Origin of the sequence: Agrobacterium genomosp. 13 str. CFBP 6927 (assembly GCA_900012615.1) — a bacterium.
GTDB lineage: Bacteria > Pseudomonadota > Alphaproteobacteria > Rhizobiales > Rhizobiaceae > Agrobacterium.
This window is the reverse complement of record LT009756.1, coordinates 2,084,291-2,099,632: the sequence shown is the minus strand read 5'-3', so window position 1 is coordinate 2,099,632 and position 15,342 is coordinate 2,084,291. Positions and strand designations below refer to the sequence as shown.

At 59.7% G+C, this 15,342-nt stretch carries 15 protein-coding genes; 12 read left to right on the top strand and 3 right to left on the bottom strand.

From position 1 onward, the window contains the following. Window positions 1–90 precede the first annotated feature (90 nt). Entirely contained in the window at window positions 91–969 is an 879-nt protein-coding gene (locus AGR13A_RS10510; RefSeq protein WP_003494800.1) for a MurR/RpiR family transcriptional regulator, read from the bottom strand. Window positions 970–1,145: 176 nt separating this feature from the next. On the opposite strand from AGR13A_RS10510, the gene AGR13A_RS10505 reads away from it, so the two are divergent. The 9 genes from AGR13A_RS10505 (at window position 1,146) to AGR13A_RS10465 (ending at window position 10,972) form a co-directional block, all read left to right on the top strand. After that, window positions 1,146–1,919 carry an N-formylglutamate amidohydrolase gene (locus AGR13A_RS10505; protein ID WP_080835259.1) on the top strand — a complete coding sequence of 258 codons (774 nt, stop codon included), beginning with the start codon at window positions 1,146–1,148 and terminating at the stop codon, window positions 1,917–1,919. A 225-nt stretch (window positions 1,920–2,144) separates the two neighbouring features. Beyond that, window positions 2,145–3,659, top strand: a complete 1,515-nt coding sequence (locus AGR13A_RS10500) for an amino acid permease (protein ID WP_080835256.1) — start codon at window positions 2,145–2,147, stop codon at window positions 3,657–3,659. Between the two features lie 66 nt (window positions 3,660–3,725). After that, window positions 3,726–5,093 (top strand): glutamine synthetase family protein, encoded by a 1,368-nt coding sequence (locus AGR13A_RS10495; protein ID WP_080835253.1) that lies wholly within the window; start codon window positions 3,726–3,728, stop codon window positions 5,091–5,093. 18 nt (window positions 5,094–5,111) lie between these two features. After that, a complete protein-coding gene (locus AGR13A_RS10490) occupies window positions 5,112–6,500 on the top strand; it encodes an aldehyde dehydrogenase family protein (protein WP_080835250.1) in 1,389 nt (462 codons plus the stop codon). Then, window positions 6,497–7,642 carry an iron-containing alcohol dehydrogenase gene (locus AGR13A_RS10485; RefSeq protein WP_080835247.1) on the top strand — a complete coding sequence of 382 codons (1,146 nt, stop codon included), beginning with the start codon at window positions 6,497–6,499 and terminating at the stop codon, window positions 7,640–7,642. Before AGR13A_RS10490 ends, AGR13A_RS10485 begins: the two co-directional genes overlap by 4 nt. Before the next feature lie 18 nt (window positions 7,643–7,660). Continuing rightward, complete coding sequence (locus tag AGR13A_RS10480; protein WP_080835244.1) at window positions 7,661–8,035, top strand: hypothetical protein; 375 nt, start codon at window positions 7,661–7,663, stop codon at window positions 8,033–8,035. A gap of 160 nt (window positions 8,036–8,195) precedes the next feature. Then, window positions 8,196–8,912 carry a ParA family protein gene (locus tag AGR13A_RS10475; protein WP_080835240.1) on the top strand — a complete coding sequence of 239 codons (717 nt, stop codon included), beginning with the start codon at window positions 8,196–8,198 and terminating at the stop codon, window positions 8,910–8,912. A 145-nt stretch (window positions 8,913–9,057) separates the two neighbouring features. Then, window positions 9,058–9,705, top strand: coding sequence for a TetR/AcrR family transcriptional regulator (locus AGR13A_RS10470; protein WP_080836759.1), 648 nt, complete (start codon window positions 9,058–9,060; stop codon window positions 9,703–9,705). Between the two features lie 46 nt (window positions 9,706–9,751). Further along, on the top strand, window positions 9,752–10,972 hold the full coding sequence (locus tag AGR13A_RS10465) for an MFS transporter (RefSeq protein ID WP_208612394.1): 1,221 nt from the start codon (window positions 9,752–9,754) through the stop codon (window positions 10,970–10,972). A 55-nt stretch (window positions 10,973–11,027) separates the two neighbouring features. On the opposite strand, the gene AGR13A_RS10460 is transcribed toward AGR13A_RS10465, so the two are convergent. Further along, window positions 11,028–12,416, bottom strand: a complete 1,389-nt coding sequence (locus tag AGR13A_RS10460; protein ID WP_020813638.1) for a L,D-transpeptidase family protein — start codon at window positions 12,414–12,416, stop codon at window positions 11,028–11,030. A 155-nt stretch (window positions 12,417–12,571) separates the two neighbouring features. On the opposite strand from AGR13A_RS10460, the gene AGR13A_RS10455 reads away from it, so the two are divergent. From AGR13A_RS10455 to AGR13A_RS10445, 3 genes are all read left to right on the top strand, one after another. Next, window positions 12,572–13,405: an aldose 1-epimerase family protein gene (locus tag AGR13A_RS10455; protein ID WP_080835234.1), complete on the top strand. Its 834-nt coding sequence runs from the start codon at window positions 12,572–12,574 to the stop codon at window positions 13,403–13,405. Between the two features lie 117 nt (window positions 13,406–13,522). After that, window positions 13,523–13,861: a TIGR01244 family sulfur transferase gene (locus AGR13A_RS10450; protein WP_003494827.1), complete on the top strand. Its 339-nt coding sequence runs from the start codon at window positions 13,523–13,525 to the stop codon at window positions 13,859–13,861. A gap of 48 nt (window positions 13,862–13,909) precedes the next feature. Continuing rightward, window positions 13,910–14,251, top strand: coding sequence for a RidA family protein (locus AGR13A_RS10445; RefSeq protein ID WP_003494829.1), 342 nt, complete (start codon window positions 13,910–13,912; stop codon window positions 14,249–14,251). A 281-nt stretch (window positions 14,252–14,532) separates the two neighbouring features. Here the strand turns inward: AGR13A_RS10445 and AGR13A_RS10440 are convergent, their stop codons facing one another. Beyond that, window positions 14,533–15,285: a HugZ family pyridoxamine 5'-phosphate oxidase gene (locus tag AGR13A_RS10440; protein ID WP_080835231.1), complete on the bottom strand. Its 753-nt coding sequence runs from the start codon at window positions 15,283–15,285 to the stop codon at window positions 14,533–14,535. Between the last annotated feature and the right edge of the window lie 57 nt (window positions 15,286–15,342).

Genomic DNA, 15,342 nt, shown 5'->3' with positions numbered 1-15,342 from the left:
TATTATCCTGTTTTATCGTGCTGGTAGCGATTACAGGTATCCAATCAGCGAGTGGCATCCGCGTCAAGCAAGATGCCGGCTATATAGTTTTCAACTTCGGTCCGGCCTGCGGAAGAGGCGTGTCTGCTCAAACAGACCCTCCAGCGCATTCATGCGCTCCTTCGTTTCATCCCATGTGCCGCTCTGCACCGCTTCGATCAGCGCTTCGACGACAAACAAGGTGACAACAGAGGAATCCCATGCCGACGGCGCCTCGATCTTCACACGGAAGGTGTGAAGCGCGTGACGCGCCACCGGCGATGTCCATTGATCGGTGAAGAGGATGATCTGCACGCCGTTTGCTTTCGCCACTTCGGCAAGCGTCGTCATGTCGTGTTCGTAACGGCGGATGTCGAAGATGACCAGCACGTCGCCGGCGCTCATATTCAGCATATATTGCGGCCAGGCGCTGGAATTCGACGACATGAGCGTCGTTTTCGGGCGGATCACCTGCATATGGGTGAAGAAATATTCGGCGAGCGCGCCGGTGATGCGCCCGCCGACGAAATAAATGCTGCGCTTGCGGTCAGAAAGCAGTGCCGCGGCATTGTCGAAGACGGCGGTGTCGAGATCACCAAGCGTATCGCGCAGATTGCCGGTGATGGCGTCGGCGAAGCGGTTGAGAATATGCAAGCCGGGTGCATTGGTGGCCCAGCGGTCGTGTTTGGCAATCGGGCCCGATATCGTCGCTTCCAGTTCCTGGTGCAGATGCGCCTGAAATTCCGGATAGCCCTTGTAACCGAGCTTCTGCACCATGCGCGCCACCGTCGGCGTCGAGACGCCGGCATTTTCCGCGATGGTGGTAATGCTACCGAGACCCGAGACGGGGTAGTTGCCAAGCAGGCTCTCCGCCAGCCGTTTTTCCGAACGGGTCAGCGCGTCGTAATGGGCATGGATGACATCCGACACGGTCGCCGTCGCGTTGCGCAAGTCTTTCCCCTTCCGGTCTTTCTGCCGGTGTATCGGCTAAAATAAACATCTGCGCCAGCTATAGAGTCAATGGCAAAATGAAGAGAAAATTTCAAAATTCCATTTGACACTCGCAATAATGTGAAGAATTCTTTTCGTCATTGGCGGGACGACGGGGTTCCGGGTGGGGTTCGTGCATGACGGTGCGTTCACGGTTTTTCACAGAAGCGGAAGGGCAGGCGGTTGGCGTCGAGAACGCCGCAGCGAAGGGCGACGTCCTTCTTGTCTGCGAGCACGCATCCGCCACCATTCCGGAAAAATTCGGCACGCTCGGTCTTTCGCAGGAGGTTCTTTCCAGCCATGCGGCTTGGGATCCGGGGGCTCTGGCCGTTGCGACGCTGCTGTCGCAAAGCCTTGATGCAACACTCGTGCATCAAAGGTTTTCGCGGCTCGTCTATGATTGCAACCGTCCGCCCGAATCACCTTCCGCCATGCCGGTGAAAAGCGAAATCTATGATATTCCCGGTAATTTCGATCTGAGCGAAGCGGAGCGTTTCGCCCGTACCTCCGCGCTTTACGTGCCGTTTCACGACCGTGTCAGCGAGATCATCGCCGAACGGCAGGCGGCCGGTCGCCGAGTGGTGGTGGTGACCATTCATAGTTTTACGCCGGTCTATCACGGTAAATTCCGCGAGGTTCAAATCGGTGTCCTGCACGATACCGACAGCCGGCTGGCCGATGCGATGCTTTCGGATGCTGAAGGCTCCGCGCTCACGGTCAGACGCAACGATCCCTATGGTCCGGAAGACGGGGTGACGCATACGCTGCGGTTGCACGCGCTGCCGGACGGACTTTTGAATGTCATGATCGAAATCCGCAACGATCTGGTCGCCAACGAACAGGACCAGTCGGCAATTGCCGGCTTTCTACACGAACTTATGGGGAAGGCGCTCTCATCAATCGATGAGTGAGGGAGCAAGGGTCGGCCGACGGTGAAAACACCGCGGCCGGCCGTCAAAACGAGACTGCTGCCATCGAATAAAAGCCGGCCATGAAGCCGAAAAGACATGCAGCGGCAAGGGAACAGCAAGTGCGTGCGGCACAGTGCGGGAAACCTCGCGAAGGTGCTGAAAACTGGGGCACAATCGGCCAATAATGGCTGACTGGCTTGTTTTTTCTTATCAGGAGAGAAGGGCATGGACAGTTCATCATCAGGCGTCAGCTACAAGAAGGCTGACGCATCCTATTTCGAAAAACGCGGACTTTCCCGTTATGCGGGCGTGTGGTCGCTCTGGTCGCTCGGCGTCGGCGCGGTTATTTCCGGGCATTTTTCCGGATGGAATTTCGGCTTTTCCACTGGCGGCTGGGGCGGCATGCTGGTGGCGGGCATCATCATCGCCATCATGTATCTCGGGCTGACATTTTCGATCGCGGAAATGAGCCCGGCATTGCCGCATACCGGTGCGGCCTATTCCTTCGCCCGCACCGCCATGGGCCCCTGGGGCGGCTTCATTACCGGGCTTTGCGAGAATGTCGAATATGTGCTGACGCCGGCGGTCGTCGTCACCTTCATCACGGCCTATGTGAACTCCATTCTCGGGCTCGATCCGGCCTATTCACCTTTCGTGTGGATAGTCTTTTATGCAATTTTCCTTGCGCTCAACGTCTTCGGGCTTGAGCTTTCCTTCAAGGTCACGCTGGTCATCACGCTGATCTCGCTCACCGTTCTGGTGTTCTTCTGGATCAGCGCCATTCCAAACATCGATTTTTCGCGTTTTGCGCTCAATATCGGTGTCGGCCCTGACGGCAAGGCGGTGGAGCTGCCGGAAGGCGGCGGTTCCTTCTTCCCCTTCGGGTTCTCGGGCGTTCTCGCCACGCTGCCCTTTGCGGTCTGGCTGTTCCTTGCCATCGAGCAGCTGCCGCTCGCGGCGGAAGAATCGGTCGATCCGAAACGTGACATGCCGAAGGGCATCATCCTCGGCATGGTGACGCTGATGGTTTCGGCCTTCATGATCGTATTGCTCAACCCGTCCCTGCCGGGCGTCGGCGCCTTCCATCTCAGCTCCTCGCTCGAGCCGCTGCTTGATGGCTTCAAGGCGATCTATGGCGATGGCGGCGTGGTGGTGCTCGGTCTCGTTGCCTTGACCGGCCTGATCGCCAGCTTCCACACGATCCTTTATGCACAGGGCCGGCAGATCTATTCGCTGTCGCGTGCGGGTTATTTCCCGACCGTGCTGTCGATCACCCATTCCAAATACCGCACGCCATACGTTGCCAATATCACCGGCGCGATTGTCGGTCTCGCGGTCATGCTGGTCATCTGGTTCTCGCTGGGTGCGGAAGAGGGCGGCAGCATCATCGGCAGCGTGCTTTTGAACATGGCCGTGTTCGGCGCCATGTTCTCGTACATCATGCAGGCGATTTCCTTCATTCTGCTGCGGAAGAACCTGCCGCACATCGAGCGGCCGTTCCGCTCGCCCTTCGGCATTCCGGGCGCGGTGCTGACGGTCATCATCGCCATCGTCACGCTGCTTTACCAGATCCAGGATCCGAACTTCACCAAGGGCGTGCTCTGGGTTGCCGTCTGGTTTGCCGTGGCGATCGCCTATTTCGCCTTTGTCGGACGCCATCGCCTCATCCTGTCGCCGGAAGAGGAATTCGCGCTGGAGCACAAGCAGGCTGCGATTGCCGCAGCGGCTGCAAAGGCCTGATGCTCAAACGAAACGGGCGGCCGCATCCCGGCCGCCCGGTCGCCACAATAAGAGGGAACGGACAAAATGACGAGCTACACATTCGACGCGCTTAAAATGGATGTCGCCGAGGGGCGCATCGACACGGTTCTGGCCTGCCTTGTCGACATGCAGGGGCGTCTGATGGGCAAACGGTTCCAGGCGGAATTCTTCGTTGAAAGCGCCTTTGAGGAAACCCATAGCTGCAATTACGTGCTTGCCACCGACATGGAGATGGAGACCGTTCCCGGCTATAAATCCTCCAGTTGGGAAAAGGGCTATGGTGACTATGTGCTGAAGCCCGATCTTTCGACGCTGCGGCGCGTGCCGTGGCTGGAAGGCACCGCGCTGGTGTTGTGCGATGTGCTCGATCATCACACCCATGAAGAAGTGCCGCATTCGCCGCGCGCACTGTTGAAAAAACAGGTGGCGCGGCTGGAGGCCATGAGGCTGAAGGCCTATATGGCGACCGAGCTGGAATTTTTCCTGTTCGACCAGACCTTCGATGCGGCGCGCGCCAGCGGCTACAGGGGGCTGAACCTCGCCAGCGGTTACAACGAGGATTACCATATCTTCCAGACCACCAAGGAAGAGGATGTGATGCGGGCGCTGCGCAAGGGCCTGCAGGGCGCCGGCATTCCGGTCGAAAACTCCAAGGGCGAGGCTTCTCCCGGCCAGGCGGAAATCAATGTGCGTTATGCCGAGGCGCTGACCATGGCCGACCGGCACGCCATCATCAAGAACGCCACCAAGGAGATCGCCTGGTCCAAGGGCAAGGCCGTGACCTTTCTCGCCAAGTGGAATTACAACGCCGCCGGCAGTTCCTCGCATATTCACCAGTCGCTGTGGAGCGCCGATGGCAAGACGCCTGCTTTTCTCGACAAGGACGCCAAGCACGGCATGTCGGAGCTGATGCGGCATTATGTTGCCGGGCTTCTCGCCCATGCCAGCGAGATCACCTATTTCCTGGCGCCCTATATCAATTCCTACAAGCGGTTCATGGCCGGCACCTTTGCGCCCACCAAGGCGATCTGGAGCCTCGACAACCGCACGGCCGGATACCGTCTCTGCGGCGAAGGCACCAAGGGTATCCGCATCGAATGCCGCGTCGGCGGCTCCGATCTCAATCCCTATCTCGCCATGGCGGCTTTGCTTGCGGCAGGCATTGACGGCATCGAAAATAAACTCGAACTTGAGCCCGCTTTTGTCGGCGATGCCTATGGCGGCAAGGACGTGCGCGAGATACCCAAGACACTGCGTGACGCCACGGCCTTTCTGGACGGATCGAAAATGCTGCGCAACGCCTTTGGCGACGATGTGATCGATCATTACGTCCATGCCGGACGGTGGGAGCAGGAAGAATACGACCGCCGCGTGACCGACTGGGAAGTGGCGCGCGGTTTCGAACGGGCCTAATCATTACGGGAAAACATCATGACCATGATCCAGAATATCTCGCCCATCGATGGCTCGGTTTATGCCGAGCGGGAGGCGATGTCGCTGGAGGCGGCGCGGGCCGCCGTTTCGAAGGCACGCAAGGCGCAAAAGGACTGGGCGCGACGTCCGCTTGAGGACCGCGTTCAGCTGGTTCTGAAGGGTGTCGCCCGCCTCAATGAAATGGTCGCGGAGGTGGTGCCGGAACTGGCGCATATGATGGGCCGTCCGGTGCGCTACGGCGGCGAATTCAAAGGCTTCAACGAGCGCTCCAATTATGTCGCTTCCATCGCTGCCGATGCGCTGGCACCCCTCGTCATCGAGGAAAGCGGCAATTTCGAACGCCGCATCGAGCGCGAGGCGCATGGTGTGGTCTTCGTCATTGCGCCGTGGAACTATCCTTACATGACGGCGATCAACACTGTCGCGCCTGCTCTGATGGCGGGCAATACAGTCGTCATCAAACATGCGGCGCAGACGCTGCTGGTGGGCGAGCGGATGGTGCGGGCTTTCGTTGAGGCCGGTGTGCCTGAAGACGTTTTCATCAATGTCTTCCTCGACCATGGCACGACGTCGGCACTGATTTCCGAAGGCCTCTTCAACTTCGTCAACTTCACTGGCTCTGTCGAAGGCGGCCGTGCCATAGAGCGCGCCGCGGCCGGCACCTTCACCGGCCTCGGGCTTGAACTCGGCGGCAAGGACCCAGGTTACGTGATGGAGGATGCCGATCTCGACGCCGCCGTCGATACGCTGATGGATGGCGGCACCTATAATTCCGGGCAATGCTGCTGTGGTATCGAGCGCATCTATGTCAATGAAAACCTCTATGACGAATTCGTCGAGAAGTCCGTGGCGTGGGTTTCGAACTACAAGCTCGGCAATCCGCTCGAGCAGGAAACCACGCTCGGGCCGATGGCCAACAAGCGGTTTGCCAAGGTGGTGCGGGCGCAGATTGCCGACGCCGTTGCCAAGGGCGCCAAGGCGCTGGTCGATCAGAAGCTTTTCCCGGCCGATGATGGCGAGAGTGCTTATGTCGCACCGCAGATCCTCGTCAATGTCGATCATTCCATGGAATTCATGACCGAAGAGACTTTCGGTCCCGCCATCGGCATCATGAAGGTCAAGAACGACGATGAAGCCATTGCGCTGATGAATGACAGCAAATACGGCCTCACCGCCTCGCTGTGGACGCAGGATGCCGCCCGGGCCGGGCGCATCGGCCGCGAAATCGAAACCGGAACCGTGTTCATGAACCGTGCGGATTATCTCGATCCGGCGCTTTGCTGGACCGGTGTGAAGGAAACCGGCCGTGGCGGTTCGCTTTCCGTCCTCGGTTTCCAGAACCTGACCCGCCCGAAATCCTACCATCTGAAGAAAGTCACGAAATGAATATCGTCGCCAACTGGAGCTATCCCACCGCCGTCAAGCTTGGCCGTGGCCGGATCAAGGAACTGGCGGAAGCCTGCAAGACGCTCGGCATCAGGAAGCCGCTGCTCGTGACGGATCGCGGCCTTGCCAATATGGCGATCACCGCGCATGCGCTCGATGTGCTGGAAGAGGCAGGCCTCGGCCGGGCGATCTTCGCCGATGTCGATCCGAACCCCAACGAGATCAACATGGAAGCCGGCGTGAAAGCCTATCGCGATGGCGGCCATGACGGCGTTGTCGCCTTCGGCGGCGGTTCGGGCCTCGATCTCGGCAAGACCATCGCCTTCATGGCCGGGCAGACCCGTCCGGTCTGGGATTTCGAGGATATCGGCGACTGGTGGACACGGGCGGATGCGTCGAAGATCGCGCCGATCGTCGCCGTGCCGACGACGGCGGGCACCGGTTCGGAAGTCGGCCGCGCCAGCGTCATCACCAATTCGCAGACCCATGTGAAGAAAATCATCTTCCATCCGAAGCTCTTGCCGGGCGTCGTCATCTGCGATCCCGAGCTGACGGTCGGTATGCCGAAGGTTATCACGGCGGGCACGGGCATGGATGCCTTTGCCCATTGCCTCGAGGCCTATTCGTCGCCGTTCTTCCATCCGATGAGCGCCGGCGTGGCGCTGGAGGGTCTGCGCCTCGTCAAGGAATTCCTGCCGCGTGCCTATAGAGACGGCACGGATATCGAAGCGCGCACCAATATGATGGCAGCGGCAGCGATGGGAGCGGTTGCTTTCCAGAAGGGTCTCGGCGCCATTCATTCACTCTCGCACCCGATTGGGGCGGTCTACAACACCCATCACGGCATGACCAATGCCGTCGTCATGCCAGCGGTGCTGCGCTTCAACCGTCCGGCCATCGAAGACAAGATTGCCCGTGCGGCCGCCTATCTCGGTATCTCCGGCGGTTTCGATGGCTTCTATGACTATGTGCTGGAGCTTCGCAGGGAACTCGGCGTGCCGGAAAACCTGACCGCCATGGGCATCAAGCCGGATCGTATCGACGAACTCGCGGCGGAAGCGATCAAGGACCCGAGCTGCGGTGGTAATCCGGTGCCGATGACGCTCGAGAATACCAAGAAGCTGTTCGAGGACTGCTTTTAAAGGGTCGTTGTGGTAACCATGAGATTTTCAGCATTTTCGCCATTGCTGGCAGTGGCGTTCTTAAGTTTGCCTTTTGTGGCGCAGGCCGCTTCTTTTAAGGAGCTTTCCGGTCAGGGTTACAAAGTCGGAGCCCTATCGAGCAACAAGGCGGGAATCCGGGGATGGAATTTGTCCAAGGGCTCCGGCCGCTATTTCTGTGAAATGCGCGCGACTATGGCGTATTCCGGAAAGAATGGCATGGTATCCTTCACCAGCGCCAGACGCATGATCACGCTTGATCGCGCGACCGTTGAGAAAAGGCTGGGCAGTTCCCTGAATTTACCGAAGTACGAAGATCTTAAAGCCGGCCGCCTGCGTGCGGACGATGTGGGTTCCTGCCGAAAGCTGGTGTGATCAATCAAATGGCAGAAGCCCGCGATTTATGCGGGCTTTTTGTTGTCCCCAAAAACGATCTTAGTCTTTTCTTAACCATGTTCGTTAAGGTTATGGAAAGCACCATGATTGGCTCGGTGCGTGAATGAGCATGAAATGGCTCTGATCAATCGGGGATATCATGCCTGTCATTACTTTTGCCAACACCAAGGGCGGCGCCGGAAAAACGACCGCCGTGCTGCTTCTGGCAACCGAACTCGCCCGCAGCGGCCACCGCGTGACGGTTCTGGATGCCGATCCGCAATTGTGGATTTCCCGCTGGCACGACTTGTCCGGCGAGATCGAAAATCTCTCGGTGATTTCGCATGTGACGATGGCTTCGCTTGAAGGCCATATTCGCGAGAATAAAACCAATACCGACTGTTTCATCATCGACCTGCCTGGGTCGAAAAGCCCTCTGCTGACCATGGCGCTCGGTATTTCCGATCATGTGCTGATCCCGGTGCAGGGTTCAGCCATGGATGCGCGCGGCGCTGCCGAGGTTCTGGATCACATCGAATTCCTGAACCGCAAGATGGGCAAGGCCATCGCCCATTCGATCGTGCTGACGCGGGTGAATGCCATGGTGGCGACGCGCTCGCTGCTGCTGGTCAAAATGCTGTTGGCGGAAAAGAACGTCTCGGTGCTCAATACGCCGATTGTCGAGAGAGCGGCCTATCGCGATATTTTCGACTATGGCGGCACGCTTCTCTGTCTCGATAAGGATAAGGTCAGCAATATCGACAAGGCGGTGGAGAACGCGAAAGCCTTCGCCACCGAAGTCGTCGGCCTGCTGCCGAAACGCCTTTTGCGGCTCGGCACGCAACCTGCGCGCCTTTTCACCCGCAAGGCTGCCTGAAACATTGATTTCGGCGTTCTATCCGTCTGCGGTCTTCATCACCGCAGACGGATGATAATGTCTTGGACCATTGACTTCCGTTGAGCTTGTCCGGGCATCGGTCGACGCTTTTCCGCCCCGGTTTCAATATTCGCTTGATTTGGAAATGATCGTTTCCTATATTCCCGCCATGAGCAATATCAACCACACCAATTCACCGGAACAGCGTCATCGCGGCAGGCCGCGCGAGTTTGACGTCGACCGTGCGCTCGATGGGGCGATCCGCGTTTTTTCGCGACGCGGTTATCACGCCACTTCCGTCGGTGATCTCACCGATGCGATGGAACTGGCGCAGGGCAGTCTTTACAAGGCTTTCAAGGACAAGAAGGCCATCTTCATCGCCACGATGGAACGCTACAGGATCGTGCAGACCGAGCGTTTCGAGGCGGCGGTGGCTGGTTTCGATACCGGTTATGAGCGCGTTAGGGCAGGTCTGATGTTCTATGCGGAACGGTCGCATGGCGGTGTCGGTTCCGATGGATGTCTGGTGGTTGGTGCTGCTGCCGATCTGGCGGCGCTGGATGACGATATTGCAATCGTGGTCGAGCGGGCCGTGAAGGCGAGGGAGCGAATTGTCGCCCGCCTCGTTGCCGAAGGGCAGAAGGATGGTTCCGTGCGTTCGAAGGCCGATCCCGACGATCTCGCCCGGGCGATGCTGTGCATGATGTACGGCATGCGCGTGGTGGGAAAGACGGGGCGCAGCCTCAAAGACATGGTGGCCGTGGTGGATATCGCCATGAAGCTTGCCGATTGATTTTGTGACTATTTAGGAAATGATTGTTTCCATATTGGAGAAAATGATGACGACGCGTGTAATTGAAGGGGATGATGTCGAGGCAACATCCATTTCCCCGGCCTTGACGTTCCTCTTGGCGACAGCCTGCGGACTGATTGCCGCCAATCTTTATTATGGCCAGCCGCTTGCCGGCATCATCGGGGCGGAACTTGGTCTTTCTGCCGGTGCGACCGGACTGATCGTGACCCTGACCCAGATCGGTTACGGTATCGGTCTGCTGTTTGTCGTGCCGCTCGGCGATCTCGTTGAAAACCGCAAGCTGGTGGTCAGCGCTGTCGCTATGGCGGTGCTTTCTCTTGTGGCAGCGGCATTCGCGCCGCATGCGGCCCCGTTTCTGGTTGCGGCCTTTCTGGTCGGCGTCAGTTCCGTGGCGGTGCAGGTCATCGTTCCCTATGCCGCTCACATGGCGCCGCATGCCATTCGCGGGCGGGTGGTCGGCAATGTCATGAGCGGGCTGATGGCCGGCATCATGTTGGCGCGGCCGGTTTCCAGCCTTTTGTCGGAAGTGGTCTCCTGGCGGGGTGTGTTTCTGACCTCGGCGGCCGTCATGGCGCTTCTTGCCGTGGTGCTTTTCCGGCTTCTGCCCGCCCGCATGCCCGATGCGCGGCTGAGCTATGGGGCCTTGATGGCTTCGATGGGCCGGCTGGCGCTGCACACGCCGATCCTGCGGCGGCGGGCGATCTATCACGCCTTCCTGTTTGCGGCCTTCAGCCTGTTCTGGACCACGACGCCGCTTTATCTGAGCGGACCGCATTTCAATCTGAGCCAGGGTGAGATCGCGCTCTTCGCACTCGCCGGTGCGGCCGGCACCGTGGCCGCGCCGATTGCCGGGCGGATGGCGGATCGTGGCTGGACGCGTGCGGCCACCTTCTTTGCCCTGGTGGCTGTGGCGCTCTCCTTCGCCGTCACGCATCTTGCGCCCGAAGGCTCGCATCTCGCGCTTGCCATTCTGGTCGTCGCTGCTATCGTTCTGGATTTCGGCGTCACCACCAATCTGGTGCTTGGCCAGCGTGCCATCTTCACGCTCGGAGCGGAATTCCGCAGCCGCCTGAACGGCATCTATATGGCGACATTCTTCATGGGCGGCGCAATCGGTTCCGCCGTCGGCGGCTGGGCCTATGCCGTCGGCGAATGGCAAGCCGCCTCGTGGATCGGCTTCGCCTTGCCGGTGGCAGCCCTGCTTTATTTCCTCACGGAAAAACGCGACGGAAACACCACCAAATGAAAAAAAGCCCTGCGGACCAAACCGCCGGGCTTTTTCTTTTTTCTTTCTGTCGATCCTATTCCGCGAATTCGACCACCACGCCGGGGCGGACCATTTTCGCCAGTTCGGTCGCATCCCAGTTGGTCAGGCGGATACAGCCGTGGCTGTTGGTCTTGCCGATCTTCGAGGGTTCCGGCGTGCCGTGAATGCCATAGGTCGGCTTCGACAGCGCAATCCAGACCGTGCCGACCGGGCCGTTCGGACCCGGCGGAATCTGCAGGATCTTGTCGTTCTGGCCCTGCTTGAAGTTGATCTTCGGATTATAGGTGTAGCCGGGATTGAGCGCGATGCGCTCCACCGTGTGCGTGCCGCTCGGCGAGGGCGTGTCCGTGGAACCGATGGTGGCGGGATAGGCGGCGATCAGATTGCCGTCCTGACCATAGGCGAAGACCTGTTTGATGCCCTTATGCGCGACGATACGGGCAACCTGTCCCTTTTTCGTCTCGCCCGGATTGACGACCTTGATGATGGTGCCGGGAACGGAAAAATCGATGCCGGGGTTCAGTTCCTTCAGATAGTTCTCATCCATGTGGAAGCGTTCGGCGAGCGCTTCCGAAGTCGAGGTGAAGGAGAGGGCAGGCAGCTGCGATTTCTCGGCGTAGTCGTCCGGGATGGAGGCGACATAGGGGCCGGCGGCGTCGGCGGCGGTGATGGTGTAGTCGACGATCGGCATGCCGCCGGAAGCGCGCAGACGCTCCAGAATGTCATCGGAATTGTTGGGGTCGAGCTTTTCGCCGGTCATGTCCTGCCAGGCGGCAATCGCCTTGTTGACGTTGTCGCCCATCTTGCCGTCGATCACGCCGGGCGAGATGCCTTCACGGTCGAGGAATGTCTGGAGCGCAACGATTTCCTGGCGCGAGCGATTGACCGGCGTTGTTACCGGTGTATGGCGCTCGATCAGGTGGTCCGGCTGCGGAACGGCGGCCGTGGTGCTTTCGCCCGGCATCGGCTGGCCGAGAGGGCCGCTTTCAACCGCACCGGGTGCGGGAACGGAGCCGGTGTAGAAATTCTCGTCGGAACCGTCGCCGCGATATTCGCGGTAATCGCGCACGCTGCCATTGTCCTGATAGCCGTAGTCGCGCTGCGGTTCACGATACTGGCCGCCGGGGGCGGGTGGATAATAGGTGGTGTCGCGCTGGCGCGCCTGCTGCCGCTGCTGATAGCCGGAGGGCATTTCGGTGGCGAGGAGATTGCCGTACTGGTCGTAAAACACCGTGCGTCCCATGGAATCGCGGCTGATGACGATATCGCCGCGCTCCGGCATGAAGTCGAGCACGCGACCGTCCGGGGTCACCAGCATCGTCTGCTGATCGCCATAACGCTGCTGCGCGCCAGCCTGTAGCGGGGCGATAGCTGCCGCCAGCGCGACTGTCAGACCCAGAGCTGCGTTAAGAAACTGTTTCACGATTCTGCTATCCCTTGCTTGTTCACCGATAAACACACCGCAATCTTGACCCTATTGTGAAAAAGGTGAATTCGCGGTTAATGCAATCTTAATTTCCGTCACGGTTAGTAGCGTTTCCGTGAAGCATGCGTTTTTAGGGTCACAGGGAGGTTGTCTTGCGTTCGTTTCAGGCTGGCAGATCGCCACGCATTTTCCTCGATGAAACCTCCGTTTTCGATATCGGCGCCTGCGTCGTCGATGGTATCGACATCGCGCCCGGCCGCGCCATTCCCGACGATGGCGATGCGCGCATCGACCATTCGCTGGAAGGCTTTCTGTTCACCTGCGGGCCCGACCATATCCGCCATCCCGCGCCGATCGATGGTGACGGTGAGGGGCGTCGATATCCGCTGCATGGATCCTTTTCCTCCCATCCCGCGACGATCATCGCGTTCGACGTTCACGAGTCCAATGCACTGGCGCGCGTCGAGGTTCCCGTGAAGCTTGCCGATGGCGGTACGGCCCTTCTGGAACGGACATGGCGTATCGACGGGGAAAGCGGCGAAGTCAGCCTCGATGACCGGATCGTCAACACGTCCGAGCGGCCCATCCCGGTGTTCCTGATGTATCACATGAATATCGGCGCGCGTCTCTTCGACGATGCCGTGCGGCTTGAAGGCGCGATGTTCGACGGTGGCGGCCACGGCTGGCGTTTCGGCGAAGAGCCGGGCACCGTTTTCTGCGTTCCCGCCGGTGATGACGAGTGGGCATCACTATCGCTCGGACCGATTGCGGCCATCGGCGGGAAGACGCTGACCGTGCGTTTTCGCACGGAAACGCTGCCCTATCTGCAGATGTGGCGCAACCAGCAGGCGCCGGCCAATGTGCTCGGTATCGAGCCGGTATCGCATCGCTGGGTGGGGCGGAGTGATCTCGAGGCTTCCGGTGAGTTCAATATTCTCCAGCCGGGCGAAAGCCGTTCCTTCGGCCTGCGCTTTTCCATCCTCTGAACTGTAGCGAATGACGGTGCGCCATCATTGACGCACGGGGTTTGACCGCTTACATCGGATGCGGATTTCAAGGGTGACAGCCAGCGGCGCGGACGCCGGTTTCAGCGGAGGCATGACATGGATATCAGGCGCATAGACGACGAATATTCGGTAACGGGACAGATCAGCGTCGCCGATCTCGACGAGATCAAGGCGCTCGGCTTCAAGTCGATCGTCTGCCACCGCCCTGACGGCGAAGAAGACGGCCAGCCGCTTTTTGCCGATATTGCCGAGCGTGCCGAACAGCTTGGCCTCACCATCATGCATGTGCCGGTCGGCCGCTATGGCGTCGATGCCGATGCCGTTACCGGTATGGTGGATGCACTGGACGAATTGCAGCGCCCGATGCTCGGCTATTGCCGTTCCGGCGCGCGCTCGACGGCGATCTACGAAAAGACCCATCACCTGCGCGGCTGATTTTCCGCGCATCATTCTATTTTAAATGCCAATCAACAGGAGTTTTCCATGACCATCAAGCGTATCGAGCCGGGCAAGCGCATGAGCGGCGCCGTCGTTCACGGCAATACCGTTTATCTGGCCGGCCAGGTTGGCGAAGGCACGAGCGTTACGGAACAGAGCAAGTCTGCTCTCGCTGAAGTCGACCGCCTGCTGGCTGCTGCCGGTTCGGACAAGTCGAAGATCCTGCAGACCATCATCTACCTCTCCGACATGTCCACCTTCGGCGAAATGAATGCCGTCTGGGAAGGCTGGATCGACCCGGCAAACCCGCCGGCCCGCGCCACCAGCGGTGCACCATTGGCAACGCCGGATTACAAGGTTGAGTTCATCGTGACCGCTGCTCTCTGAGCATCCGTCTGAGTTTTTAAGAAAAGGCCGGGTCGCGGAAAGCGGCCCGGCCTTTTTTGATGGATGGGGTCAAAAAACTCTCCCCGTCATGCCGGGCTTGACCCGGCATCCAGCCACGGCGCGTCTGCGCCGTGAAGAGATCTTTTGCGATCAAGGACTTGATCACGCTGGACCCCGGATCTAGTCCGGGGTGACGGCGTGTAATGGCGACATGGCCACAAAATGCCAAGTAGAAGCAATTTTCATGGTTTTTGAATCGCTTGCGTCCGTCGCCTCACCGGCTAAGCAAGCGCCTTCTCAAGCTGCTTCAACGTCGTCACCCGCTCCGCAAACCATAGCCTGGCCAGATCGCTCGCCGAGGCGAGATCGATGCCCTCAGGGTCGATGGAGGTGATTGCCCAGCGACCAGTCTTTGCGCCGGCGAGAACGGCGAGCCGGGCCGCTTCGCCCTTGATGGCGTTGAGGCGGATCGCTTCGCTTTCCGCCGCCGCCATCAGTTCGTCTGCGCTTGATAGATCGGTGCGCAGATCGGCCGGGGTGATGTTGCTGGCATTGCGGGCCGGGCCGCCATTGATCTGCACGCCTTCCGTCCGCAGCCGGTAAAGCCGCGTGTCGGGAAGGGAGAGATAAAGTTTCGCTTTGGGGTAGCGGGCAATGTAGCGCGCGATGGCGAGCGGCACTTCATCCGGGCCGATTTGTTCCGCCTTGCCCACCAGTGTCAGACGCGGCAGCGTCAGCGCGTCGCCCTTGCCGAAGGGGGCGAGCGTCAGCGAGATGCGCGCGTCCGCCTCCATGTTGCGGGCGTGCAGCGTCAGCCCCGCCGCGAAGAAGAAAGGCGTGCCATCCGGCTCGATGCCGATATTGGTGGCGGTCGTATAGGGATAGCCGCTGACGGGATCGAGGGTCGCAAGCGCTGCCGTGCGGGAAGTGTGCAGCACTTCGCGGGCCACGCGCACGGCCTCGAAAGGCGCACCGGCCGAGGGCTCGATCTTTGCGCCGCGCGGGGTGATGACGGGAGAGGCTGCATCCGGCATGTCGTTTCCTAAGCTGTGTGTTTCAGTCAGGATTTACACCATGCCGGAGCCGTGTCC

Coding starts and splice junctions, on each gene's coding strand:
- AGR13A_RS10505 (WP_080835259.1), top strand. CDS start 1,146: ATGACGGTGCGTTCACGGTTTTTCACAGAAGCGGAAGGGCAGGCGGTT.
- AGR13A_RS10500 (WP_080835256.1), top strand. CDS start 2,145: ATGGACAGTTCATCATCAGGCGTCAGCTACAAGAAGGCTGACGCATCC.
- AGR13A_RS10495 (WP_080835253.1), top strand. CDS start 3,726: ATGACGAGCTACACATTCGACGCGCTTAAAATGGATGTCGCCGAGGGG.
- AGR13A_RS10490 (WP_080835250.1), top strand. CDS start 5,112: ATGACCATGATCCAGAATATCTCGCCCATCGATGGCTCGGTTTATGCC.
- AGR13A_RS10485 (WP_080835247.1), top strand. CDS start 6,497: ATGAATATCGTCGCCAACTGGAGCTATCCCACCGCCGTCAAGCTTGGC.
- AGR13A_RS10480 (WP_080835244.1), top strand. CDS start 7,661: ATGAGATTTTCAGCATTTTCGCCATTGCTGGCAGTGGCGTTCTTAAGT.
- AGR13A_RS10475 (WP_080835240.1), top strand. CDS start 8,196: ATGCCTGTCATTACTTTTGCCAACACCAAGGGCGGCGCCGGAAAAACG.
- AGR13A_RS10470 (WP_080836759.1), top strand. CDS start 9,058: ATGATCGTTTCCTATATTCCCGCCATGAGCAATATCAACCACACCAAT.
- AGR13A_RS10465 (WP_208612394.1), top strand. CDS start 9,752: ATGACGACGCGTGTAATTGAAGGGGATGATGTCGAGGCAACATCCATT.
- AGR13A_RS10450 (WP_003494827.1), top strand. CDS start 13,523: ATGGATATCAGGCGCATAGACGACGAATATTCGGTAACGGGACAGATC.
- AGR13A_RS10445 (WP_003494829.1), top strand. CDS start 13,910: ATGACCATCAAGCGTATCGAGCCGGGCAAGCGCATGAGCGGCGCCGTC.
- AGR13A_RS10440 (WP_080835231.1), bottom strand. CDS start 15,285: ATGCCGGATGCAGCCTCTCCCGTCATCACCCCGCGCGGCGCAAAGATC.